Source organism: Streptomonospora arabica (genome assembly GCF_039531585.1).
GTDB lineage: Bacteria > Actinomycetota > Actinomycetes > Streptosporangiales > Streptosporangiaceae > Streptomonospora > Streptomonospora halophila.
On the sequence record NZ_BAAAQI010000003.1, the window covers coordinates 502569 to 526109 of the forward strand.

The window sequence follows — 23541 nt, forward strand, 5'->3', positions numbered from 1 at the left end:
CAGGGGGCCGCCCTGCCTCCCTCCTCGGCCTCACGAGAGCGGCACAGCCCCCGCTCGGCGACACCGGCGGAGCCCGCCGAGTAGGGGCTGTCGCAGCGCCCCGCACCGCAGCGGCACTTCGCACATCGGGCGCGGGGCGCACCCGAGCGCGCCGCTCGCTGCGGCGAGCCCGTCGAAGGCGCCCTAGCCCGCTTCGACGAACGCCTCGCGGAGGTAGTCCTGCACGGCACGTTCGGGTACGCGGTAGGAGCGCCCCACGCGGATCGCGGGGAGCGCGCCCGAATGGACCATTCGGTAGACCGTCATCTTGGACACTCGCATGACCGAGGCGACCTCCGCCACGGTCAGGAACCGGACCTCGTCGAGAGGAGCCTTACTCCCGTTCATCTTCCGACGCCCTCACTTCCGGACGTGAGCGTGGATGTCCCTGCCTCTTACATCCGGCGGTGCGGAGCCATCGCCCCGCCGGCGTGTCGTTCGGTAACTGCTGGCACGTCCGATTTCAGGGTAGATCCGTGGGCACGGCATTGAAAGGTCGGGTTTGCTGTCTCTGCAGCTACATGAGAGTCGGGGGTCACGTGAGGTTTAGGAGTGGGTAGCCCCTCGGGCCCTCCCGGCGCCGCTCAGGCCAGTCCCGCCCTCTCCAGCACGTATGCCGCCAGCGGCCGGTACTCGGGTGGCGCGTAGCCGTCGTCCAGGGGCACCGTGGTCAGCAGTTTTCCCTCGTATTCGGCCAGGAACAAAGCGGGATCGTTGCAATCCGCAAACCCGATGGTCGGCACACCGGCCTCACCCGCCGCACCCGCGAACCCGTGGTCGGCGATGACCAACTGCGGCCACTGCCGACCGTCGTCGGCCATGGCCTGCAGCGCGGCGCGCATGGCGAAAGGGTGGTGGCTGTGCCGCGGGCTGCCGCCGTCCATTACGAAGCCGACGCCGTCCTTCCACACCAGCACGCGGCGGTTGGGCGGGTGCTCGGTGGCGACCTCGTAGGAGTAGCCGGCCGCCGCGGTGACGACCTCGCAGCCGCGGTACTCCAGGGCGGCCTTCCAGGTGCGGTAGGTCTCGGCGAGGTTCTTGGGGTGGCCGGTGGCGAACATGACGCGCTCGCGGCGGCGCGCGGCCTGGGCCAGGCGGTCGGCCGTGCCGTCGAGCGCGTCGACGGTGCGGTCGGGGTCGATGGTGTCGATGCCCCATTGATGGGCCTCGTCGGCGACCACGCCGCAGCGCTTGGACATCAGCGCGAGCACCTCGTCGAACTGCCACTCGTGCTCGAAGGTCAACCCGAACTGGTAGTAGGGGTCCTTGTGGCACAGCCGCCGGTAGTGCCGCAGATTGTTCTGCCTGGGTGTGTCGACGTGCCCGGCGATTCCGGTGCGCACGAGATAGGCGACGAGCTCTGCGCGCGAAGGCGGCGTCACCAGCGATCCCCTTCCCTAATGACCGGCGTCTGCGACCCGGCGTCCGGCGGCCCGGTGGGTGCCCGCCCCGCCCGTGCAAGGGGAGGGCACACGGTCTAACGAGGCGTCATACCCCTTTCATGACATGTTCAACTTTGCGTTCCGCCGGTGCTCCGGGGTGGGCGGCGCGGCGCCGACCGGGTTTCGGCCCGGCCCGACCGGCGTGCGCGGGTGTCCGGATCCCGCCGGGCCCTCCGCTCGGCCGCGGCCGCTAAAGGCTGGGGTCCATCCCGTGGCTGGGGAAGACCTCGCGCCTGGTGGCCTGAATGGCCTGGTCCACGCGGTCCTCGGGGTCGAACCCGGCCTCGAACGGCGTGACCTCGACCGTGCGGCCGTCGGTCATGTACAGCGGGGGGACCTCGCCGGTCCGTTCGCGGACGAGGTCGCGCCAGCTCTGCGGGGTCTCCAGGTCCGGGTCGATCCCGGCGCCGGAGGCCTCGGCCAGCAGGTGGGTCCAGGCCCGCGGCACGACCTGCACCAGCTCGTAGCCTCCGCCCCCGAGCACGACCCAGCGCCCGCCGGCGGTCTCCTTGGCCAGGCGGTGCAGCGCGCTGTAGGTGCGGCGCTGGCCGTCGAGGCTGAGCATCAGGTTGGCGAGCGGGTCCAGCGCATGGGTGTCGGCGCCCTGCTGGGTGACCAGCACCTCCGGCTGGAACTCGCGCAGCAGCGGCGGGACGACGGCCTCGAACGCCCGCAGCCAGCGGGAGTCGTTGGTTCCGGCGGGAAGGGCGACGTTGACCGCGTAGCCCTCGGCGCCGGGGCCGCCGGTCTCGGACGGCCGCCCGGTGCCGGGGAACAGGGTCATCGGCGACTCGTGCAGGCTGATCGTCAGCACCCGCGGGTCGTCGTAGAACATGGCCTGCACGCCGTCGCCGTGGTGGACGTCGACGTCGACGTAGGCGACGCGCTTGGCGCCCTGTTCCAGCAGCCAGGCGATGGCCAGGGCGGCGTCGTTGTACACGCAGAAGCCCCAGGCGCCGGCCGGCATGGCGTGGTGCAGCCCGCCGGCGATGTTGGCGGCGTGCTCGGACTCGCCGTTCCACACGGCCGAGGCCGCCTGCACCGAGGCGCCCGCGACCAGGGCCGAGGCGTCGTGCATGTCGGGGAAGACCGGGTTGTCCGACGTGCCCAGGCAGTACCGGTCGTCGGGCTCCAGGGTCGTGCCCGCCCGCTTGACCGCCTCGATGTAGTCGGAGTCGTGGACGAGGCCGAGCAGGTCGTCGGAGGCGGGCTTCTCGATCGGGCGCAGCGCCACATTGGGCCGGTCGAACACCCCGTACTCGCGGCTCAGGGCCATCGTCAGCTCCACCCGGACCGGCGCCAGCGGATGCTGCGGACCGAAGTTGTAGGAGGTCAGCCCGTCATCCCAGGCGACGTGCAGCGAACAGGCCATGTGCCCCTCCCGCCGAGCGGATAGCGTCTGCGCGGGTGTGTGGGGAGTCACCCGCCTCGTCCCAGCCTAGTCAACGCCCGCGGGGGCGGCCGCCAGCGGGGCGCCCTGCCCGGCCGCCGGCCCGGAGGCCGGTGCCCTCACCCCTCGGAGAGTTCGCGGCTGCGTTCGCGGGCGGCCTCGATCGCGTCGGTGAAGGCGGTGCGCACGCCGTGGCGCTCGAGCTCGCGCACCGCCGCGGCGGTGGTGCCGCCGGGCGAGGTGACGGCCTCGCGCAGCACCACGGGGTGCGCGCCGGGGTCGTCGAGCATCGCGGCGGCGCCGCCGATGGTCTGGGTGACCAGCTTTTTGGCCGCCTCGCGGGTCATGCCCATGGCCACGCCGGCCTCGATCATGGTCTCGGCGATGAAGTAGAAGTAGGCCGGGCCGCTGCCGGAGATGGCGGTGACGGTGTCCATGTGCCGTTCGGCGACCCGCACGACCTCGCCCACCGAACGCAGCAGGGACTCGGCGTGGTCGAGCTGGTCCGCACTCGTGTGTGCGCCGCCGGCGACGGCGGTCATGCCGCGGCCCACCAGCGCGGGGGTGTTGGGCATCGCGCGCACCACGGCGACCTCGCCGGAGAGGTGCTTCTCCAGCAGCGACGTGGTGATGCCCGCCGCGATGGAGATGACCAGGGTGTCGGGGCCGATCGCGCCGTCGAGCTGGTCGAGCAGGTCGACCATGTCCTGCGGCTTGACCGCGAGGATGAGCGCGTCGGCCCGGTCGGCGGACTCGGCCGGGGAGACGGCGGCGACGCCGTAGCGCTGCCGCAGCGCCTCGCTCCGCGCCGGGTCGGGCTCGGTGACCAGGACCCCGCTCGGCTCGTGCCCGGTGGCCAGCAGCCCGGCGAGCAGCGCTTCGCCCATCTTGCCGCCGCCGATGATCGCGATCATGACCTCACCCCATAGCGTCCGCCTTTTCCTCAACGCTACCGAGGCGCGGGTCCGCAGCGCACCCGCAGGCCCCTGCCTGGGGCGGCCGTCCGCGGGCGGCGCGCTCACCGGCGGCGCAGTACGGAGCGCGCGGCGAAGGCCGCGTTGGCGGGGCGCTCGGCCATGCGCCGCACGAGGTAGCCGTACCAGTCGGCACCGTAGGGGATGTAGACGCGCATGCGGGCTCCCAGGTCGGCGAGGCGGCGCTGTTCGTCGGGGCGCGCGCCGTAGAGCATCTGGTACTCGAAGCCGTCGTAGGTGCGGCCGAATCGGCGGGCCAGGGTGGTCGCGATGTCGATCAGCCGCGGGTCGTGCGTGGCCACCATCGGATAGGCCTCGCTGTCCATCAGCCGTCGCAGCGACCGCACGTAGGCGGCGTCGACGTCGCGGCGCGCGGTGTGGCCGGTGACGGGGTCGGGCGCGTAGGCCCCCTTGCACAGCCGCACCCGCGCCCCGGGCTCGGAGGCGACGGCGGCGGTGTCGCCCTCGGTCCGGTGCAGGTAGGCCTGCAGCACACACCCCAGCCAGGGGTGCTCCGGGCGCAGCGAGGCCACCAGCCGCAGTGTGGGGGCGACGTGGCGCTCGGCCTCCATGTCGACGGTCACGGTGGTTCCGGCCTCGGCGGCCGCGGCGCAGATCCGGGCGAGGTTGTCGGCGGCCAGCCGCGGCCCCTCGCCGCCCAGCGCCAGGCCGACGGCGGTCGGCTTCACCGACACCTCGGCCGAGTCGGTCAGCCCGGCCTCGCTGAGCAGGTGGAGCAGGTGCAGGTAGCCCTTGGTGATCTCCTCGGCCTGGGAGGGGTGCTCGGTGTCTTCGCCGAGGTGGTCGATCGAGGACAGGATGCCCTTTTCGGCGAGCTCCCCCGCTGCGCGCACCGCGTCCTCGGCGTGCTTGCCCGCCACGAAGCGGTCGACGACGCCGCGGGTGAGCCGGGTGCCCGAGGCGAGCGCCCGCAACCGGTCGCTGCGCGCGGCCGCCAGTAGAGTCTGCCGCAGAACCATCCCGATCTCCTCACTCGCCGGACTCGCCTCGTGCCGCGCCGCCTCCGAGCCTAGTGGCGCCCGGCCGGGGCGTACGCGACCGCCGCCGTGCGGCCCCGGCGCCGGTCACGGCGTGCGGCGCCGCAGCGTGGCGGCACCGAGGACCAGGGCCAGGACCGCGCATCCCAGCACGACACCGGTGTTGGCCATCAGGTCGCCGGTCACGTCGGTGGAGGAGGCGGCGTCGCCGATGGCCTCCACCGCATAGGACAGCGGCATCGCATACGACAGCGCCTCCAGGATCGCCTGCATGTCCTCGCGCGGCGCGAACAGGCCGCACAGCAGGATCTGCGGCATCACGAACGCGGGCATGAACTGCACGACCTGGAACTCGGTGCGCGCGAACGCGCTGGCGAACAGGCCCAGCGCGATTCCCAGCAGCGCGTCGGCCAGGGCGATGGCGCCGAGAACCCACAGCCCTCCCTCGATCTCCATGCCCAGGCCCAGCGCCGCGGCCACCACAACGGTCACCTGGACCACGGCCACCAGCCCGAAAGCCGCCGCGTAGCCGAACAGCAGGTCGAGCTTGCCGACCGGCAGCGTCATCAGCCGCTCCAGGGTGCCGCACTGCCGCTCGCGCAGGGTGGCCATGGAGGTCACCAGGAACAGCACGACGAACGGGAAGACGGCCACCAGCTGCGGGGCGAGGCGGTCGAAGAACCGCTCGTCGTCGAAGACGTAGCGCAGCAGGGCCAGCAGCACCGCCGGCACCGCGATCAGCAGGACGACGGTGCGCGGGTCGTGCCTGAGCTGGCGCAGGATGCGTGCGGCGGTGGCGGCGGCGGCCGGGCTCACGGCCGGGCTCCGGTGTCAGCGGAGCCGCCGCCGGGCCGCTCGTGGCGCCCGTGGCCGCCGGTGGGGCCGCCGGTGCCCGGCCCGGGCGTGCGGGGTGCGGCGCTCGGCCCGGCGGCCCCGGCCGACTCGCCGCCGCGGACCAGCCGCAGGAACGCCTGCTCCAGATCGGGTGTGCCGGTGCGCTCGCGCAACGCGTCGGGGGTCTCCGCGGCGACGACGCGGCCCTGGCGCATCAGCAGGAGTCGGTCGCAGCGCCCGGCCTCGTCCATGACGTGGCTGGAGACCAGCAGGGAGGTGCCGCTTCGGCGCAGCGTGTGGAACATCTGCCACAGCTCCTCACGCAGGACGGGGTCGAGGCCGACGGTGGGCTCGTCGAGAACGAGCAGCTCGGGCGAACCGAGCAGCGCGACGGCGAGACTCGCGCGGGCGCGCTGGCCTCCCGAGAGCCGGCCGACCTGCTGCTTGCGGGACTCGGCGAGCCCGGTCTCGGCCAGCACCCGCTCGGCGTCGGAGCGGGGCGCGCGCAGGACCGCGGCGAAGTACCGCAGGTTCTCCGCGACCGTGAGGTCGGCATAGACCGAGGGGGTCTGCGCGGCGTAGCCGACCCTGCGCCGCAGCCCGGGGTGGCCCGCCGGCCGCCCCAGCACGGTCACCGTGCCCCCGGCGACCACCTGCACGCCCATGATCGCGCGCATCAGCGAGGACTTGCCGCAGCCGCTCGGCCCGAGCAGGCCGGTGACCTCGCCCGGCGGGATGCCGAAGTCGACACCGCGCACCGCCTCGCGCCCGCCGCGGACGACACGCAGACCCTGCACGTCGATCACCGGCGCGGAACCGTCCATGCGTCGAACGTAGCCCGCGGCGCGCCGGCGCACAACGGCCCCCCGCGGCGCGCGCAGGGCGCGGCGCCGGCGGTGCGCACGCGGCCGCCGGCGCCTCGACGACCTCCTGAAAGGCGCACAAGGCGATGGAGTAGGGTCATGTCGTCGTGCCGCCGAGCGGCGACCGGGCCGCGGGCCGCGGCGGTATCCGGGCGCACACCGACCCACAGCAAGGACAGCAGACAAGCCATGGAACCCGTCCACTCCGGCAAGGTCCGCGACGTCTACGCGGACGGCGACGACCTGGTCCTCGTCGCCTCAGACCGTGTCAGCGTCTACGACGTGGTCCTGCCCACCCCCATCCCCGACAAGGGGCGGGTCCTCACCCAGCTGTCGCTGTGGTGGTTCGAGCGCCTCGCCGACATCATGCCCAACCACGTCGTCTCCGCCAGCGACGTCCCGGCCGAGTGGGCAGGCCGCGCGATCCGCTGCCGGCGGCTGGAGATGATGCCGGTGGAGTTCGTCGCGCGCGGCTACCTCGCCGGGTCGGCTCTGGCGGAGTACCGCAAGCACAAGTCGCTCTCCGGCAACCCGCTGCCCGGCGGCCTGGTCGAGGCGTCGCGGCTGCCGGAACCGGTGTTCACCCCCACCACCAAGGCCGCGGAGGGCCACGACGAGCCGATCACCTACGACGACGTCGTCGGTCTGATCGGCGCCGAAACCGCCGAGCGCCTGCGCGACGCCACGCTGCGGATCTACTCCCGCGGCGCCGAGCTGGCCGCCGAGCGCGGGATCGTCATCGCCGACACCAAGGTGGAGTTCGGCCGCGCCCCCGACGGCACACTCGTCCTGGCCGACGAGGTCCTCACCCCCGACTCGTCGCGCTTTTGGCCCGCGGACCAGTGGCGCCCCGGCCGGACCCAGAACTCGCTGGACAAGCAGTTCCTGCGGGACTGGAGCAGCACGATCGCCGAGTGGGACCGCACACCGCCCGGCCCGGAGGTCCCCGAGGACATCGTCGAGGCGACCCGCGCCCGCTACGTGGAGTGCTACGAGCGCATCACCGGCCGCCGCTGGAGGTAGGCCCGCTCGGGCGCCCGCCCGGAGCGGGCCGGACACGACGAAGGGGGCGGGCACGCCCCCCTTCGTCTCAGCCCCCGCGCCGCCGGCGCCTGATCGTCGCCGCCCGCGGCGGCTGCGGGGGTGACGGGAGCTACTCGGGTGAACCCGGCCGCAGACAGCGGTTCGGACACCCATGGAGATCACAACCGCACAACACCGTCGCAGCGCCGGCCTCGGCGGATCGCGGGCTCACCCCTGGTTCGCGCGCCGGAAGGTCCGTGCCGCGCCCGCGCCGGACTGCCGACGGACGCCGGACGGCGGAGGCGGGCCGGGTTCCGGGTCGACCTCAGCCCGTGAGGTCGACCGTCCCTTCCGAGGACACCGCGAAAGTCCGCGGCGGCGCGGTCTCGGCGGGCTCGCGCAGCAGCGTCGCGCGCTGCCGGTGCTGAGGGCCGTCGCTGGCGGGGTCGGTGCTGACACCGGCGAAGTGCAGCCGGGTGAAGGCCAGCGCCTCGGCGAGCTCCAGGTGCCTGGTCTCGGAGTCTGCGGCCTTGCGCGTATTGACCTCGAGCACGATCTGGCCGTTGTAGCCGGTGGTGGCCAGGTGCTCCAGCACGGCGGAGCAGGGCTGGGTGCCCCGGCCGGGGATCAGGTGCTCGTCGAAGTTCTGGGTGCCGGTGCCGTCGGCGAGGTGCACGTGCGAGAGCCGGTCGCCGAGCTGCTTGGCCATTTCGAGGCCGTCGGAGTGCGACATGGCCGAGTGGGACAGGTCGAGCGTGACATCGGGGTAGTCGCGCTCGATCGGGTTCCAACTGGGGGCGTAGGGCACGACCTCGCGGTTCTGCATCCGCACCGGGTACATGTTCTCGACCGCGAAGGCGACGTCGGTCTCCTCCTGCATGCGCTCGATGCCGGTCTCGAACTCGCGGGCGTACTCGCGCTGCCAGCGGAACGCGGGGTGCACGACGATGGTGCGCGCGCCCAGCGCCTCGGCCATGTCCTTGGACTTGACCAGCTTGCCCCAGGGGTCGCGGCCCCACACCCACTGGGTGAAGATCAGGCAGGGGGCGTGGACGGCCAGGATGGGCACGCCGTGGTAGTCGGACAGCCGGCGGAGCATGTCGACGTCCTGGCTGACCGGGTCGGTGGATACGAGGACCTCGATGCCGTCGTAGCCGAGCTTGGCGGCGATCTCGAAGGCGGCCGGCGTCTTCTCCGGGTAGACCGACGCCGTCGACAGCACGACGGGCGCGTCTGGAACCTGGACGGAACTCACTCAACCAAGAGTATGTGCTGTCGCGGCCTGCTGGATCGGGGGGCGGCCGCGGGCGCGCCGGAGCCGGGACCGGCGCGCGGCGCGGCGTCCGCCCCTCCGCACCCCGGGCGTCCGCGCCGGGCGCTTCCCGGGCTGCCTATCCTTCGTCGGGTGAGAGCAGCACTGGCGGGGGCGGTCCCGAGCCCCAACATCTGGCACCACCCGCGCGTCTACGAGCTGGAGAACCGGGCGGCCGACCCCGACGGGGTGATCGACGCGGCCATGCGCGAGGTGCGCGGCAGGGCCGGCGCCCACGTGCTCGACATCGGCTGCGGCGACGGCTACCACCTGGCCCGGTTCGCGCGCGAGGCAGCGCGGGCGACCGGGGTCGAGCCGCACCACGGGCTCGCCCGGGCGGCCCGGGCGCGCACGGCCGGCATGCCGGGGGTGCAGGTGCGCTCCGGGGTCGCCCAGCGGCTCCCGGTCCCCGACGCCTCGGTCGACCTGGCCCACGCCCGCTGGGCGTACTTCCTCGGCCCCGGCTGCGAGCCGGGGCTGGCCGAGCTGCGCAGGGTCATGCGGCGCGGCGGGGTGGCCTTCGTCATCGACAACGACGCCACCCGCAGCACGTTCGGCGGCTGGTTCCGCCGGTTCCTGCCCGACTACGACCCCGAGCGGGTCCAGCGGTTCTGGTTCCGGCAGGGGTTCTCGCGCACGCCGCTGACGATGCGCTGGTCGTTCCGCGACCGCGCCGACTTCGAGGCGGTGGTGCGCATCGAACTGTCCCCGCAGGTGGCCGACGAGGTCGTCGCCGAGCACACCGGCCTGGAGGTCGACTACGCCGTCAACCTGTGGTGGCGCGAGTACTGACACGGGCCGCGGGCGGCCGCCGCGGCCGGCGGTCACAGGTGCGGGCTGTCCTGCCGCACCTCCTCGGCTCCCAGTGCCTCCAGCACCCGCTGGCCGACCGCGGCCATTCCGGCCGCGTTGGGGTGCACGGGCGCCGCGGGGCGGTTGGGGAAGATGCCCTCGACCCACCGCTCACCGGGGGCCGCGCACATGTCGTGGCCCGGACCCGAGGTGTCGACGTACACCGCCCCCGCGTCGGCGGCCGCCTTGGCGATGACCGTGTTCAGCTCCGACCAGATCCCGTAGAGGTACTCGACGTCGCCGTCGGCGTAGGGGGCCTGCAGGCAGCTCTCGTGCCGGGGCAGCAGTTCCAGGTAGCCGACGACCGCGACCTCGGCGTCCGGACTGCGCTCGCGGACCTCCTCAAGCACGCCGCCGATGCGCTCGCCGACCCCGGGAAGCCGCTCGCGCAGCTCGTCGCCGCCCGGGCCGGTGTAGTGGTCGCGGCACGGGTCGCCGTCGAGATCGGTGGGCGCCAGGGCGAGGCACTTGAGCGCGATCTCGGCGTATCCGAGGTCGTTGCCGCCGACGCCCAGGGTCACCAGGGTGGTGCCGGGCGTGAGCGCGTCAAGCTGCGGCGGGTTGGAGGTGAGCGCGAGGTTCTGCGGCCGGGTCATGTGCTCGGTCTCGGCGCCGATGCAGCTGGCGTCGGTGAACTCGGCGGCGCCCAGCGCCTCGGCGACGCGGTTGGGGTAGTTGGAGCGGGAGCGCAGGCACAGCGCGGGGTCGCCGTACTGGGGCGGGATGAACGGGCCGGAGGTGAACGAGTCGCCCAGCGCGACGTACTCGGCGGCGATTCCGGGCGCGGCGCCGCCGGTGGCGGCGGCCGCGGGATCCCCGGTGGCGGCGGCGAGGACGAACGCGCAGGCGGGGGCGAGGAAGCGGGCGGCGGGTGCGCCGCGGCGGGCGGCTCGGGCAGCGGACACGGGCGGCTCCTGGTTGGCTGCGGGCGCCGAGCGGATCGGCCGGGCCGGCGCGGACGGCGCGGACGTGCCGCCCGAGTGCGTCGACCCCGAATGTCACCGCCCGAGTGCGCTGCGTCAACACCGCCGACCACACCCGGACACCGACCTTGTGCGACGTTTACGCTACCGACCGTAGTCACAGCCCGCCCGGTTTTCCACAGACCGCGCCCGCGGGGGCACGCGATGTCTCCCCCGACCGCTACCGTGCAGGGCATGGCCAAGGCTGCGAAGACCACTTTCCGCTGCAGCGAATGCGGCTGGACCACCCTCAAATGGGTCGGACGCTGCGGCGAGTGCCAGGCGTGGGGCACCGTCGAGGAGTCCGGCGCCCCCACCTCGACCGTGATCGCCCCCGCCCGGGTCTCGACCCCGGCGCGCCCCATCACCGAGATCAGCGTCGAGACCGCGCACGCCGCCCCCACCGGCCTGGACGAGCTCGACCGCGTCCTGGGCGGCGGGGTCGTCCCCGGCGGGGTCATGCTGCTCGCGGGCGAACCCGGCGTGGGCAAGTCCACGCTGCTGCTGGAGGTCGCGTCGCTGTGCGCCGACTCCGGCCCGGTGCTCTACGTCACCGGCGAGGAGTCCACAGGCCAGGTGCGGCTGCGCGCCGACCGCCTGGGGGCGCTCTCGCCCAAGCTGTTCCTGGCCGCCGAGAACTCGGTGGCCTCGCTGGTCAGCCATGTCGACGCGGTCGCGCCCTCGCTGCTGATCGTCGACTCGGTGCAGACCATGAGCTCGCCGGACGTCGCGGGCGTGCCCGGCGGCGTCACCCAGGTCCGCGAGGTCGCGGGAGCCCTGATCCGGCTGGCCAAGGAGCGCGGGATCGCCACCGTGCTGGTCGGCCACGTCACCAAGGACGGCTCCATCGCCGGGCCCCGGCTGCTGGAGCACCTGGTCGACGTCGTCCTGCAGTTCGAGGGCGACCGCCACTCCCAGCTGCGCATGCTGCGCGCCGTGAAGAACCGCTACGGCCCCACCGACGAAATCGGCTGCTTCGAGCTCACCGACTCCGGCATCCTCGGCCTGCCCGACCCCAGCGGCCTGTTCCTCACCCGCCGCAACGAACCGGTACCCGGCACCTGCGTCACCGTCACCCTTGAGGGCCGGCGGCCGCTGATCGCCGAGGTCCAGGCGCTGGTGGCGTCGTCCAACCTGCCCCAGCCCCGCCGGGCCAACTCCGGGCTCGACACCGCGCGGGTGAACATGGTCATGGCCGTGCTGGAGCGCCGCGCCCGGGTGCGCATCGCCGGCGCCGACGTCTACGCCTCCACCGTGGGCGGTGTGCGGCTGGGCGAGCCCTCGGTCGACCTGGCGCTGGCGCTGGCGGTGGCGGGTTCGGTGCGCGACGAGCCGCTGCCGCGCGGCGTGGTCGCCATCGGCGAGGTCGGGCTGGCCGGCGACGTGCGTGCGGTCACCGGCGTGCAGCGGCGGCTCGTCGAAGCCCAGCGGCTGGGGTTCACGCGGGCGATCGTGCCGCGCCACAGCGAGGAGCCGGTCGAGGGGATCGAGATCGTGGGCGTCGACGACGTCGGCGGCGCGCTCCGCTCGGCCTTCCCCGCACCCCAGCCGAGCTGACCCGCCCCCGCCGGCGGAGGGGACCACCGCCGCGGCGCGGCCGGCCGCTCGCGCGTCCCGCTCGCCCCTGACGAAAGTCCCCCGCGGCGCCGCCGCGCGATGCGGGCGGCGCACATCGAAGCGGCAACACCTTGACGGCACCGCGGCGACGATCGGAAACGAGCCGACACAGTCCCCGGTGAGCGCTCCCGAGCCGCGGCCTCAGGCGACGGTCACCAGCCCAGCGAGCCCCGGCGCGCCGGCGCGCCGCCCGCCCGGCGGATCACCGAGCGGTGGGAGTCCGGAGCGATCCTGCGCCGCCGCCTCGACCTGCTGTTCGCGCCGGCCGGCGCATGACGCCCGCTCTCCGGCGGACCGGGTGCGGACGAGGGCCGGGCGGTCCGCCGTGCGGCGAAGCACCCGGCCCTCGTCCGCCGGACGGCGGCGGTGAGCAGGCGGCGCTCAGTTCAGCCGGAACACCTGCGGTTCGGCCTTCTGGTCGTACCTGCTGTGCAGCTGCACCACGTAGGTTCCGGGCCGCTTGGCCGTCACGTCGCGGTCGGGGCAGTCCTTCCAGGAGCGCTTGCGGTCCCAGGTGACGGTCGTGGTGTAGGGCACGCCGCGCTGCAGCTTCTGCTTGTCGGAGGAGGATCCGCCGGCGCAGTCGGCGGTGGAGAAGATCCGGTCGTCGCCGGAGGTGACGCGCAGCTCCAGGCTCTTGGGGCCGACGTCGACGGTGCAGGTCTGGTCCTCGGTGTTGACCAGGGTCAGCTTGAACTTCGGCTTGTCGTTCCAGTCGTAGTCGCTCTTGTCGGTCTTGATGGTCACCACCACGTCGGACGGCCGGCAGGGGTCGCCGGGCGCCTCGGGGGCGGCGACGCCCTCGGACCCGCCGGAGCCGCCGCCCTCGTCGGATCCGCCGCCCGACTCGTCGCCGGAGTCGCCGCCTCCGCTCCCGGTGTCTCCGCCGCCGTCGCCGCCGCCTTCACCGCCGCCCCCGGCGTCCTGGCCGGCGCCGGCGGAAGGGCTGGGCGAGGCGCTCGGGGACGCGGGAGGTGAGACACTGGGCGACGACTCTTCGGGCGTCGGGCTCGGAGCGCCGCCGGTGCCGGAGGCCTCGCCGCCTTCGCCGGGTGATGACGGCCTGGTGCAGGCGTAGGTGATCAGCGCCACGACGACGAAGAGCCCCACCAGAACGAAGACTCGCCTTCTCCAATATGTCTCGGGACTCACCGGCCCCGGTTGTCCAGCACTTGACGCCATGGGCGCAGTATTCCGGGTTTACCGCCGCCGTACCTACTCAACCCGCCGATCCACACATCGATTGACATGTTCGACAACCCTTACAGCACAGCCGTTCTCGCGTGGTACGAGACCAATGCCCGCGAGTTGCCCTGGCGGCGCGACGACGCCACCCCCTGGTCGATCCTGGTCAGCGAGATCATGCTGCAGCAGACGCCGGTCGTGCGGGTGCTTCCCGCGTGGGAGGCGTGGATGCGGCGCTGGCCGAGTCCGGCGCACCTCGCCGAGGAGCCCTCCGGCGAGGCGGTGCGGATGTGGAACCGGTTGGGCTACCCCCGTCGGGCGCTGAACCTGCACGCCGCCGCCTGCGCCATCGTGGAGCGGCACGGCGGCGAGGTCCCCTCCTCCCACGCCGACCTGCTCGCGCTTCCCGGCGTGGGCGCCTACACCGCGGCCGCGGTGGCCAGCTTCGCCTTCGGGCAGCGGCACGCGGTGCTCGACACCAACGTGCGGCGGGTGCTGGCCCGGGCCCACACGGGTGCGGAATACCCGCCCAAGACGCAGACCAAGGCGGAGGTGGCGCTGGCGGAGTCGCTGGTGCCGCCGGACGCGGCGGTGGCCGCCCGCTGGGCGGTGGCCGTGATGGAGCTGGGCGCGCTGGTGTGCACGGCCCGCTCCCCCGCCTGCGCCGACTGTCCCATCGCCGCACAGTGCGCCTGGCGGCTGGCCGGCAAGCCCGCATACGAGGGTCCGCCGCGCCGCGGCCAGACCTACGCGGGCACCGACCGGCAGGTGCGGGGGCGGCTGCTGGCGGTGCTGCGGGAGTCGCCCGCGCCGGTGCCGAAGTCGGCGCTGGACGTGGTCTGGCAGGAGCCGGTGCAGCGCGAGCGCGCGCTGGACGCGCTCGTCGCCGACGGCCTGGTGGACCCGCTGGACGACGGCACCTACGCGCTGCCGAACTGACCCGATCGGGCCGGCGGGCCGGGGCGGCCCCGCGGGGCCGCCCCGCTCAGGCCGTCTCCAGCGTCTCGTCGGTGCCGCCGCTGCAGGGCGCACCGGGCTCGGGGGTCTGCGGCCCCTGCACGTAGGTGTTCAGGAACTCCGCGATGCGGTGGTCGTCGGGTTCGTCCACGACCAGGCGCTTGCCCCAGGCCACCAGGACGATGTTCTCGCGCTGGAGGGTGTGCGCGGGGCTGACGAGCAGGTAGTCCCCCTCGCGGTACAGCCCTTCCAGCGTCATCCGGACGTCGCCGGGCTGGTTGTCCTTGTAGCTGACCCACACCGCGCCGTGCTCCAGGGAGTGCACGGCGTGCTCGGGCTTCAGCTCCTTCCGGTAGACGCCGCAGTTCTGCCACACCGGGTGGTGCTTGCCGCCGGGCGGCGGATACACCTCGTAGGACACGAGTTCCTCGGTGTGCTCGCGCGGGACGTCGGTGAAGGTCCGCACACCGGCGATGTCGCCGGGCCGGTGGCTGCCGGGCAGGTCCTCCGCGGGCGCGGCGGAGCCGCCGCCCCCGCGCAGGAAGAGGTAGCCGGCCACTCCGCCGCCGACCACCACGAGCACGAGGACCAGTGCGCAGCCGCCCAGGACCCACCACAGCGCGCCCGACGAGCCCTTCTGCCCGCCTCCGCCCGGCGGGGGCCCGTATCCGTGGGGCGGCCGGCCGGGCGGGCCCGGCGGCGGCCCCTGCGGGTATCCGTGCGGGGGCCCGTAGCCGCCTTGGCCGGGCGGCGCCCCGTGCGGGTGCGCGTGCTGCGGACCGGAGGGCTGCTCCGGACCTCCCGGAACTCCCGCGCCGCCAGGTGGCGGCTGCGCGCCGGCGGGCTGCGGAGGCTGGTGCGGAGGGTTGCTCTCAGGGGGGACCACGGCCGAAGCCTATCGAGCGGACGCGGTGCTCGGCACGCCCGCCCGGGCCCGCCGCCGGGAACAGAGCCCCGGGAGCACTCCGGGAGCGCGCCGGATCCGCCCGCGAAAAGCGGAGGGGGCGGCCCCGAAGGACCGCCCCCCTTGGTCACCGCCGACGCACCGGCGCCGGAGGGATCCGGCTCAACCGGATCCGGCCGCTACTCGCCCTTGCCGGCCGCGGTCTCCTCCACAGCGGGAGTGTCCGGGACGGACTCGGGCTTGGGCACGCCGTGGAAGGTGAACTTTCCGTCGGTCCCCTCGCCCTCGGCGTCGATCACCACGATCTGGCCGGGCTTGAGGTCGCCGAAGAGGATCTTCTCCGACAGCGCGTCCTCGATCTCGCGCTGGATCGTCCGGCGCAGCGGCCGGGCGCCCAGCACGGGGTCGTAACCGCGCTCGGCCAGCATCTTCTTGGCCGCCGGGCGCAGCTCCAGCCCCATGTCGCGGTCCTTGAGCCGCTCGTCCAGGGCGTTGACCATCAGGTCGACGATGTCGATGATCTCCTGCTCGGTGAGCTGGTGGAACACGATGACGTCGTCGACGCGGTTGAGGAACTCGGGCCGGAAGTTCTGCTTGAGCTCCTCTTGGACCTTGGCCTTCATCCGGTCGTAGTTGGTCTGGGCGTCGTCCTCCTTGGCGAAGCCCATCGCCGCGCCCTTGGAGATGTCGCGGGTGCCGAGGTTGGTCGTCATGATGATGACCGTGTTCTTGAAGTCGACGTTGCGACCCTGGGCGTCGGTGAGGCGCCCTTCCTCCAGGACCTGCAGCAGCGAGTTGAAGATGTCGTTGTGGGCCTTCTCGATCTCGTCGAAGAGGACCACGGAGAACGGCTTGCGGCGCACCTTCTCGGTGAGCTGGCCGCCCTCCTCGTAGCCGACGTAGCCGGGAGGCGAGCCGAACAGCCGCGAGACGGTGTGCTTCTCCATGAACTCGCTCATGTCGAGCTGGATCAGCGACTCCTCGTCGCCGAAGAGGAACTCCGCCAGCGTCTTGGACAGCTCGGTCTTGCCGACGCCGGAGGGGCCGGCGAAGATGAACGAGCCGCCGGGGCGCTTGGGGTCCTTCAGACCGGCGCGGGTGCGCCGGATGGCCTGCGAGAGCGCCTTGATGGCGTCCTCCTGGCCGATGACCCGCTTGTGCAGCTCCTCCTCCATGCGCAGCAGCCGGGAGGACTCCTCCTCGGTGAGCTTGAAGACCGGAATGCCGGTGGCGGTGGCCAGGACCTCCGCGATGAGCTCCTCGCCCACCTCGGCGACCACGTCCATGTCGCCGGCCTTCCACTCCTTCTCCCGCGTCGCCTTCTGCGTGAGCAGGTTCTTCTCGTCGTCGCGCAGCGACGCCGCCTTCTCGAAGTCCTGGGCGTCGATCGCCGACTCCTTGTCGCGGCGGACGTCGGCGATCTTCTCGTCGAACTCGCGCAGGTCCGGCGGCGCGGTCATGCGGCGGATGCGCATCCGCGAGCCGGCCTCGTCGATGAGGTCGATCGCCTTGTCCGGCAGGAAGCGGTCGCTGATGTATCGGTCGGCCAGCTGGGCCGAGGCCACCAGGGCGCTGTCGGTGATCGACACCCGGTGGTGCGCCTCGTAGCGGTCCCGCAGGCCCTTCAGGATCTCGATCGTGTGCGAGATCGTGGGCTCGTCGACCTGGATCGGCTGGAAGCGGCGCTCCAGCGCCGCGTCCTTCTCCAGGTGCTTGCGGTACTCGTCCAGCGTGGTCGCGCCGATCGTCTGCAGCTCGCCCCGGGCCAGCATCGGCTTCAGGATCGACGCCGCGTCTATCGCCCCTTCGGCCGCGCCGGCGCCCACCAGCGTGTGCAGCTCGTCGATGAAGAGGATGATGTCGCCGCGGGTGCGGATCTCCTTGAGGACCTTCTTCAGCCGCTCCTCGAAGTCGCCGCGGTAGCGGCTGCCGGCCACCAGCGCGCCGAGGTCGAGCGTGTAGAGCTGCTTGTCCTTGAGGGTCTCGGGGATCTCGCCCTTGACGATCTTCTGGGCCAGCCCCTCGACGACGGCGGTCTTGCCGACACCGGGCTCACCGATGAGCACCGGGTTGTTCTTGGTCCGGCGCGACAGCACCTGCATCACGCGCTCGATCTCCTGATCCCGCCCTATGACCGGGTCCAGGTTGCTCTCGCGCGCGGCCTGGGTGAGGTTGCGCCCGAACTGGTCCAGCACCAGGGAGGTGGAGGGGGTGGACTCGGAGGAGGCACCCGTGGCCTGCGGCTCCTTGCCCTGGTAGCCGTGCAGGAGCTGGATGACCTGCTGGCGCACCCGGTTGAGGTCGGCGCCGAGCTTGACCAGCACCTGGGCGGCCACGCCCTCGCCCTCGCGGATGAGGCCGAGCAGGATGTGCTCCGTACCGATGTAGTTGTGCCCGAGCTGCAGGGCTTCCCTGAGGGAGAGCTCCAGGACCTTCTTGGCGCGGGGGGTAAAGGGGATGTGGCCGGAGGGGGCCTGCTGGCCCTGGCCGATGATCTCCTCTACCTGCTGCCGAACCGCTTCGAGGCTGATTCCCAGGCTCTCCAGAGCCTTCGCAGCGACGCCCTCACCCTCGTGGATGAGGCCGAGCAGGATGTGCTCTGTACCAATGTAGTTGTGGTTGAGCATCCTGGCCTCTTCCTGGGCCAGGACCACCACGCGCCGTGCGCGGTCGGTAAACCTCTCGAACATGTCTCGTCGCTCCTCACAGAGCGGTCAGGCAGGGACGGAAGTTCCGACCCTCGCTTTCCGCATTTCGGCCCCTCAGGGGAAAGCCCCGTGGAGGCGCTGCCGCACCCGTCCACCAAGCGGCCGGCGTCGCGGCCCGCCCGACGAACACATCCTGCACGGAAGGACGCTGCCGACCTTCCATGCCTGAGACTTTCCCCGACGATAGGGCGTTCATCCTCATCCAACTACCTAACGGGGGCCCAGTGTTCCGACTACGCCGCAAGCGAACGGCCCGCGTACCCCGGTATATCGAGGGCACACGGGCCGTGGACACGCATTCGCGCGCGTATTTGCTCTCAGCGAACAGCGGCGGCCGCCGACCGGTCCGGCGGGTAATGGCCTTGCGCGGGTCTCCCGGGTGCCGGAGAGGTCCGCGCAACCGCCACTCGCGAGCCGGCGCCGGTCGAGGGCTCAGCGCTGTGCTGCCTCGTACTCGGCGACGATGGCCGCAGGGATCCGGCCGCGCTCGTTGACCTGCTTGCCGGCCGCCTTCGCCCACGCGCGGATCTCGGCGCTGCGCTCGCGACTGGGGGCGTTGCGCTGCTGGCGCTTGCCGCCGCGCCCGCTGGTCTTGGACGGTGCCTTGCGAGCGGCCTCGACGTAGGGCGCCAGGGCCTCGCGCAGCTTGGTGGCGTTGCCGGCGCTGAGGTCGATTTCGTAGGAGGAACCGTCGACCCCGAACGAAACGGTCTCCTCGGCCTCGCCGCCGTCCAGATCGTCGACGAGAAGCACCTGAACCTTTTGTGCCATGGATAGAACCTTTCCAGCAGAGCGGTGCAGTGGCACCTGAATATAAAGCTATCCCGAGAGAACGCGGAAGACAATTCTCCACGCCACCGAAAACCGGACCAGCCTATGCCGGGGCCGCGAGCGCGGAGCAAATCGCGGCCCGGCCCCCGATACGGGCCGCGCCTCCCGGACCAGCCGTGGGAGTCGTTAACGCGCGGCGCGCACCGCTCCTTTCCCGCGCGTAACCGGTTAGCGGTCCTCCCGCGCGGGCCCCCCGTCTGGAAGTTCCGGCCCAGAAGCCTCTGCGCTCTTTGCCCCGCCTTCAGCCGCGAAGCCCTCCGCCTCCGGCTGAGACGCCGTTGCGGCACTCGCGGTTCCGCGGCCGGATGACGAGTCCGCCTCGCTCACGAGTCGCCCGTCCGACGTTCTGGGAGCCATCTCCTTACGGAGCAGCTTCACCACGAACGTGCAGAAGACGGCCGCGACCACAGCCGGGGGGAGCAGCGCCGACAAAACGTCGCCCATCGAGCGCACCCCTTCCTTGGTGTCACTTTATGCAGCAATTACCCCACGGAGGGGTGCCGCCGAGTCGGATCGGCGGCGGGCCGAGTCGCCCGCTCATACAACGGGCGCGGACACCGTCATCATAGACATCCTTCGCGCCCGCGCGGACACCGACCGCGGGAAGCTTTAGCCGCTCACCCGAAAGCCCGCTGCATAAGGGGTTTCGGGGTGCAGCGAGACGCGTGCGGCCGCCTGCGGGCAGTCGGCCGCAACCGAATCGCCATAAAAATGACGGCCTCCTGTGGCCGAAGCAGCCGAACACGCATGGGATTGGATGCCGCGGCGGGTCGGGCATATGGTCGGCCGCCCTCCCAGCGGAGGAGGGGGAAGCGAAGACTCCCTGGCAGGCGCCTCGCAGATCTCCACCGCATTGGACACATTACCCGGTCGTATACACCTCTCCCACCCCGGCCCGCATAAGCCTCGAAGCGTCCCGTCCGGTTGTGGGATCGTGGCACCCTGACTCGGGCGAGTCCGGCATCCGCGGTCCGGAGCCGGCGCGACTTCCGCGCGTTCACCGCGCGGTCCGGTCACCGTGGGCATTGAGAGGACCTCACCGTGGAGTTCCACGCAGATCTGCATATTCACTCCAAGTACTCGCGGGCTTGCAGCAAGGATTGCGACCTGGAGCACCTGGCGTGGTGGGCGGCGCGCAAGGGCGTCGGAGTGGTGGGTACCGGTGATTTCACTCACCCCGCCTGGCGCGAGGAGTTGCGCACCAAACTGGTCCCGGCCGAGCCGGGCCTGTTCCGCCTGGCCCCTGATATCGAAGCCGAGGTGCTGCGCACTCTGCCGCCCGCATGTCGGAATCCGTCGCGCTTCATGCTGTCGGTGGAGATCTCCACCATCTATAAACGGGGCGAACGAACCCGAAAGGTACACCATTTGCTCTACGCGCCCACGATGCAGGCGGCCGAGGCCATCACCGCGGATTTGGCCCGGATCGGCAATCTCGCCTCCGACGGGCGCCCCATCCTGGGCCTCGATTCGCGCAACCTCCTGGAGATCACCCTCGCCAGCGACCCGGGAAGCTATCTCGTGCCGGCGCACGTGTGGACCCCCTGGTTCGCCGTTCTCGGCTCGAAATCCGGATTCGACGCCGTCGCGGACTGCTACGCCGACCTCGCCGAGCACATCTTCGCCGTCGAGACCGGGCTCTCCAGCGACCCGGAGATGAACTGGACCGTCTCCTCGCTGGACGGTTATACGCAGGTCAGCAATTCCGACGCGCACTCGCCGCCGATGCTCGCCCGCGAGGCCACGCGCTTCGACACCGATCTCGATTACTACGCGATACGCCGCTCTCTGGAGACCGGCGACGGATTCCGCGGCACCGTCGAGTTCTTCCCCGAGGAAGGCAAATACCACCTCGACGGCCATCGCAAATGCGGGGTGCGCCTGGACCCCGACGCCACCCGCGAGCGCGGCGGCCTCTGCCCGGTCTGCGCCAAGCCGCTGACCGTGGGGGTCTCCCACCGCGTGTTCGAACTGGCCGACCGCCCTGTCGGGCACCGCCCCGACGGCGCGGCCGGGTTCACCAGCCTCGTGCCGCTGCCCGAGATCGTCAGCGAGATCGCCGGCGTGGGCCCCAAGAGCAAGCGCGTGCAGGGCGAGGTCGCCCGGCTGGTGGGCGAGCTCGGAGCCGAGCTGGACATCCTCTCCGCCGTGCCCGCCGACGAGGTCGCCCGCGTCGGCGGCACCCTGCTCGGCGAGGCCGTCACCCGGCTGCGCGCGGGGGCGGTCGTCCGCGACGCCGGCTACGACGGCGAGTACGGCACGATCCACATGTTCGAGCCCGGGGAGCTGGCCGCCGCCGACGCCGCGCCCGCGCTGTTCGACGCCGGCGAGCTCGCCGGGCCCTCCCCCTCCCGGACCGCCCCGCGCCGCGGGCCCCGGCGGCCGTCGGACCCGAGCGGCGACGGCGCCGGCCCCGACCGGAGCGGGCGCGCCGACGGCGGCGCCGAGCCCGGCCCGCGAGGCGGCGCGGGCGGCGGCGCCGAGCCCGGCCCGCGAGGCGGCGCGGGCGTGACCGCCGGCCGCGGCGGCCGCCCGCGGCCCGGTTCCGACGAGCCCCGCGCGGCCGCCTCGGGGACCGGCACGGCCGCCACGGTTTCCGAACCCGCGCCCTCCCCCGCCGCAACCGCCCCCGGCGCCGCAGCGGCCGCCTCAGCCCCGCCCGCGGCGCGCGCCACGGCGACGCTAGAGGCGAACGGCCCCGATTCCGACGAGCTGTTCCCCGACGACGGGTACGCGGACGCCGCCCCCGCCCCCCGCAGCCTGCTCGACGGGCTCGACCCCGAGCAGCGCGCCGCGGCCGAGGCCCCCGGCGGCCCGCTGCTGATCGTCGCCGGTCCGGGCACCGGCAAGACCCGCACGCTCACCCGGCGCATCGCCCATCTCGTCACCGAACGGGACGTCCCCGCCGACGGCTTCCTGGCCATCACGTTCACCCGCCGCGCCGCCGAGGAGCTGGCCGAGCGACTCGAAGACCTGCTGAGCGAGCGCGCCCGCGACCTCACCGTCGCCACGTTCCACCGGCTGGGCCTGCTCATCCTGCGCGAGCAGCACGAGCGCGCCGGGCTGTCGGCCTCCTTCGGCATCGCCGACACCGCGCGGCAGCTGGAGGTGGCGGCCGAGGCCGCGGGCTCCGAGCAGGAGGGGCGGCGGCTGCTGTCCCGCCGGGACGCGGGCGGGCCTCCCGCGTCCGACGTCGACGCCGCGTACGAGCGCCGGCTGCGCGAGCTCGACCTGGTCGACTTCACCGACCTGGTCGCCCTGCCGGTGCGCCTGCTCGGCGCCGACGACGCGCTGGCCGACCGGTACCGGCGGCGCTGGCCCTGGATCAGCGTCGACGAGTACCAGGACGTCGACGAGCGCCAGTACGCGCTGCTGCGCCTGCTCACCCCGCCCGACGGGAACCTGACCGCCATCGGCGACCCGGACCAGGCGATCTACGGATTCCGCGGCGCCGACGTCGGCTTCTTCCTGCGCTTCACCGAGGACTTCCCCGGCGCCGCCACCGTCCGGCTCAGCCGCAACTACCGCTCCAACGCCGCGATCGTCGACGCCGCGGTCCAGGCCATCGCCCCCGCCTCGCTGGTACCGGGCCGCGAGCTGCGGGCGGTCGGCGACTTCACCGACCCGCCGCGCATCGGCCTGCACACGGCCGCCGACGAGCGGGGGGAGGCCTCGTTCGTGGCGCGCTCCATCGACCGGCTGCTGGGCGGCACCTCCTGGCACTCGCTGGACAGCGGCCGGGTCACCGGAGACGGCGACGGCGGCCTGTCCTTCAGCGACTTCTGCGTCCTCTACCGCACCGACGGCCAGAGCGAGGCGATCATGCGCGCCTTCAACGCCGCGGGCGTGCCTTACCAGAAGCGCTCGCACGACCGGCTGCTGGCGCGGCCGGGCGTGCGGATGCTCGCCGACGAGCTGGCCCGCCATCCCGACGGGCCGCTGGTGGAGCGGGTGCGCTCGGCGGTGGCGCTGCTGTGCGACCGCCACGCCGGTGACGCCGACTCCGAGGAGCGCTGCGCCGACCTGCGCACGGCCGGCGAGCTGGTGCTCCCGCTGGCCGCCGAGTGCGGGCGGGACCTGGGCGAGTTCCTGTCGGCGCTGGCCATGGGCGCCGAGGTCGACGCGCTGGACCCCCGGGCCGACCGGGTGGCGCTGCTGACCCTGCACGCGGCCAAGGGCCTGGAGTTCCCCGTGGTGTTCCTCGTGGGCTGCGACGACGGGCTGCTGCCCTTCCGGCTGCCGGGCGAGGCGCGCGGCGCCGCCGGCGAGGACGAGGAGCGGCGGTTGTTCTTCGTCGGGCTCACCCGCGCCCGGCAGCGGCTCTACCTCTCGCGGTCACGGCGCCGCACCCGGCGGGGCACCGCCTACGACACGGCACCTTCGGCGTTCCTGGAGGCGATCGACCCGGGCCTGACCATGCCGGTCGACGAGGAGTCGGCCACGCGCCGGCGGCCGCGCGAGAAGCAGATGCGCCTGCTGTGAGGCGTGCGCGCCGCCCCGGCGCGGGCGGCGCGCACGTCAGTGCGTGCGCGGGGTGCCGGGCTCGTTGAGGTGCACCAGCATCCGGGTGTTGCCCAGGGTGTTGGGCTTGACCCGTTCCAGGTCGAGGAACTCGGCCACGCCCTCGTCGTAGGAGCGCAGCAGCTCCTC

Annotated in this window: 19 protein-coding genes and 1 pseudogene; 5 read left to right on the plus strand and 15 right to left on the minus strand. The window is 72.9% G+C overall.

The genetic code is table 11. The annotated features are described in order from the left end of the window. Positions 1-183: 183 nt before the first annotated feature. The 7 genes from ABD284_RS08420 to ABD284_RS08450 form a co-directional block, all read right to left on the minus strand. Positions 184-387, minus strand: coding sequence for a helix-turn-helix domain-containing protein (locus ABD284_RS08420; RefSeq protein WP_156000746.1), 204 nt, complete (start codon positions 385-387; stop codon positions 184-186). 236 nt (positions 388-623) lie between these two features. Continuing rightward, complete coding sequence (locus ABD284_RS08425) at positions 624-1421, minus strand: phosphatase (protein WP_344141985.1); 798 nt, start codon at positions 1419-1421, stop codon at positions 624-626. A gap of 250 nt (positions 1422-1671) precedes the next feature. Continuing rightward, positions 1672-2853, minus strand: coding sequence for an acetoin utilization protein AcuC (locus tag ABD284_RS08430; RefSeq protein WP_344141986.1), 1182 nt, complete (start codon positions 2851-2853; stop codon positions 1672-1674). 137 nt (positions 2854-2990) lie between these two features. Further along, entirely contained in the window at positions 2991-3785 is a 795-nt protein-coding gene (proC, locus tag ABD284_RS08435) for a pyrroline-5-carboxylate reductase (RefSeq protein ID WP_344141987.1), read from the minus strand. 104 nt (positions 3786-3889) lie between these two features. Next, positions 3890-4825, minus strand: a complete 936-nt coding sequence (locus ABD284_RS08440; RefSeq protein ID WP_344141988.1) for a proline dehydrogenase family protein — start codon at positions 4823-4825, stop codon at positions 3890-3892. A gap of 105 nt (positions 4826-4930) precedes the next feature. After that, complete coding sequence (locus ABD284_RS08445; RefSeq protein WP_344141989.1) at positions 4931-5659, minus strand: ABC transporter permease; 729 nt, start codon at positions 5657-5659, stop codon at positions 4931-4933. Continuing rightward, entirely contained in the window at positions 5656-6501 is an 846-nt protein-coding gene (locus ABD284_RS08450) for an ABC transporter ATP-binding protein (RefSeq protein WP_344141990.1), read from the minus strand. The genes ABD284_RS08445 and ABD284_RS08450 overlap by 4 nt, the downstream gene beginning before the upstream one ends. Positions 6502-6639: 138 nt before the next feature. Between ABD284_RS08450 and ABD284_RS08455 the strand changes: the two genes are divergently transcribed. Further along, positions 6640-7563 (plus strand): phosphoribosylaminoimidazolesuccinocarboxamide synthase, encoded by a 924-nt coding sequence (locus ABD284_RS08455; protein WP_344141991.1) that lies wholly within the window; start codon positions 6640-6642, stop codon positions 7561-7563. Between the two features lie 325 nt (positions 7564-7888). Here the strand turns inward: ABD284_RS08455 and ABD284_RS08460 are convergent, their stop codons facing one another. After that, positions 7889-8818 carry a sugar phosphate isomerase/epimerase family protein gene (locus ABD284_RS08460; protein ID WP_344141992.1) on the minus strand — a complete coding sequence of 310 codons (930 nt, stop codon included), beginning with the start codon at positions 8816-8818 and terminating at the stop codon, positions 7889-7891. A 150-nt stretch (positions 8819-8968) separates the two neighbouring features. On the opposite strand from ABD284_RS08460, the gene ABD284_RS08465 reads away from it, so the two are divergent. Then, positions 8969-9667, plus strand: a complete 699-nt coding sequence (locus ABD284_RS08465; RefSeq protein WP_344141993.1) for a class I SAM-dependent methyltransferase — start codon at positions 8969-8971, stop codon at positions 9665-9667. Between the two features lie 32 nt (positions 9668-9699). Here the strand turns inward: ABD284_RS08465 and ABD284_RS08470 are convergent, their stop codons facing one another. Beyond that, complete coding sequence (locus tag ABD284_RS08470; RefSeq protein ID WP_344141994.1) at positions 9700-10632, minus strand: SGNH/GDSL hydrolase family protein; 933 nt, start codon at positions 10630-10632, stop codon at positions 9700-9702. A 252-nt stretch (positions 10633-10884) separates the two neighbouring features. Between ABD284_RS08470 and radA the strand changes: the two genes are divergently transcribed. After that, positions 10885-12246, plus strand: a complete 1362-nt coding sequence (gene radA, locus ABD284_RS08475) for a DNA repair protein RadA (RefSeq protein ID WP_344141995.1) — start codon at positions 10885-10887, stop codon at positions 12244-12246. A 441-nt stretch (positions 12247-12687) separates the two neighbouring features. On the opposite strand, the gene ABD284_RS08480 is transcribed toward radA, so the two are convergent. Beyond that, the gene (locus tag ABD284_RS08480; RefSeq protein WP_344141996.1) at positions 12688-13458 is read right to left on the minus strand and encodes a hypothetical protein; all 771 of its coding nucleotides are present in this window, start codon (positions 13456-13458) and stop codon (positions 12688-12690) included. A 96-nt stretch (positions 13459-13554) separates the two neighbouring features. Here ABD284_RS08480 and ABD284_RS08485 point away from each other — a divergent pair, with 96 nt between their 5' ends. Then, positions 13555-14430: an HhH-GPD family protein gene (locus ABD284_RS08485; RefSeq protein WP_344141998.1), complete on the plus strand. Its 876-nt coding sequence runs from the start codon at positions 13555-13557 to the stop codon at positions 14428-14430. 46 nt (positions 14431-14476) lie between these two features. Here ABD284_RS08485 and ABD284_RS08490 read toward each other — a convergent pair whose 3' ends face one another. The 4 genes from ABD284_RS08490 to ABD284_RS08505 form a co-directional block, all read right to left on the minus strand. Continuing rightward, on the minus strand, positions 14477-15334 hold the full coding sequence (locus tag ABD284_RS08490) for a thioredoxin-like domain-containing protein (protein WP_344141999.1): 858 nt from the start codon (positions 15332-15334) through the stop codon (positions 14477-14479). Positions 15335-15531: 197 nt separating this feature from the next. After that, on the minus strand, positions 15532-18042 hold the full coding sequence (locus tag ABD284_RS08495; RefSeq protein WP_344142000.1) for an ATP-dependent Clp protease ATP-binding subunit: 2511 nt from the start codon (positions 18040-18042) through the stop codon (positions 15532-15534). Positions 18043-18492: 450 nt separating this feature from the next. Then, positions 18493-18831 carry a histone-like nucleoid-structuring protein Lsr2 gene (locus ABD284_RS08500; RefSeq protein WP_311542977.1) on the minus strand — a complete coding sequence of 113 codons (339 nt, stop codon included), beginning with the start codon at positions 18829-18831 and terminating at the stop codon, positions 18493-18495. A gap of 228 nt (positions 18832-19059) precedes the next feature. Next, a complete protein-coding gene (locus ABD284_RS08505) occupies positions 19060-19335 on the minus strand; it encodes a hypothetical protein (protein WP_344142001.1) in 276 nt (91 codons plus the stop codon). Between the two features lie 597 nt (positions 19336-19932). Here ABD284_RS08505 and ABD284_RS08510 point away from each other — a divergent pair. After that, positions 19933-23373 carry a UvrD-helicase domain-containing protein gene (locus ABD284_RS08510; protein WP_344142002.1) on the plus strand — a complete coding sequence of 1147 codons (3441 nt, stop codon included), beginning with the start codon at positions 19933-19935 and terminating at the stop codon, positions 23371-23373. A 36-nt stretch (positions 23374-23409) separates the two neighbouring features. Here the strand turns inward: ABD284_RS08510 and ABD284_RS08515 are convergent. Next, positions 23410-23541, minus strand: a pseudogene (locus tag ABD284_RS08515) (amino-acid N-acetyltransferase); the annotation flags it as partial.

Bases quoted from the DNA above. Each gene is read 5' to 3' on its own strand.
- ABD284_RS08505 (WP_344142001.1), bottom strand. From the start codon at position 19,335: ATGGGCGACGTTTTGTCGGCGCTGCTCCCCCCGGCTGTGGTCGCGGCC.
- ABD284_RS08495 (WP_344142000.1), bottom strand. From the start codon at position 18,042: ATGTTCGAGAGGTTTACCGACCGCGCACGGCGCGTGGTGGTCCTGGCC.
- ABD284_RS08430 (WP_344141986.1), bottom strand. From the start codon at position 2,853: ATGGCCTGTTCGCTGCACGTCGCCTGGGATGACGGGCTGACCTCCTAC.
- proC (WP_344141987.1), bottom strand. From the start codon at position 3,785: ATGATCGCGATCATCGGCGGCGGCAAGATGGGCGAAGCGCTGCTCGCC.
- ABD284_RS08455 (WP_344141991.1), top strand. From the start codon at position 6,640: ATGTCGTCGTGCCGCCGAGCGGCGACCGGGCCGCGGGCCGCGGCGGTA.
- ABD284_RS08440 (WP_344141988.1), bottom strand. From the start codon at position 4,825: ATGGTTCTGCGGCAGACTCTACTGGCGGCCGCGCGCAGCGACCGGTTG.
- ABD284_RS08500 (WP_311542977.1), bottom strand. From the start codon at position 18,831: ATGGCACAAAAGGTTCAGGTGCTTCTCGTCGACGATCTGGACGGCGGC.
- ABD284_RS08420 (WP_156000746.1), bottom strand. From the start codon at position 387: ATGAACGGGAGTAAGGCTCCTCTCGACGAGGTCCGGTTCCTGACCGTG.
- ABD284_RS08485 (WP_344141998.1), top strand. From the start codon at position 13,555: ATGTTCGACAACCCTTACAGCACAGCCGTTCTCGCGTGGTACGAGACC.
- ABD284_RS08450 (WP_344141990.1), bottom strand. From the start codon at position 6,501: ATGGACGGTTCCGCGCCGGTGATCGACGTGCAGGGTCTGCGTGTCGTC.
- radA (WP_344141995.1), top strand. From the start codon at position 10,885: ATGGCCAAGGCTGCGAAGACCACTTTCCGCTGCAGCGAATGCGGCTGG.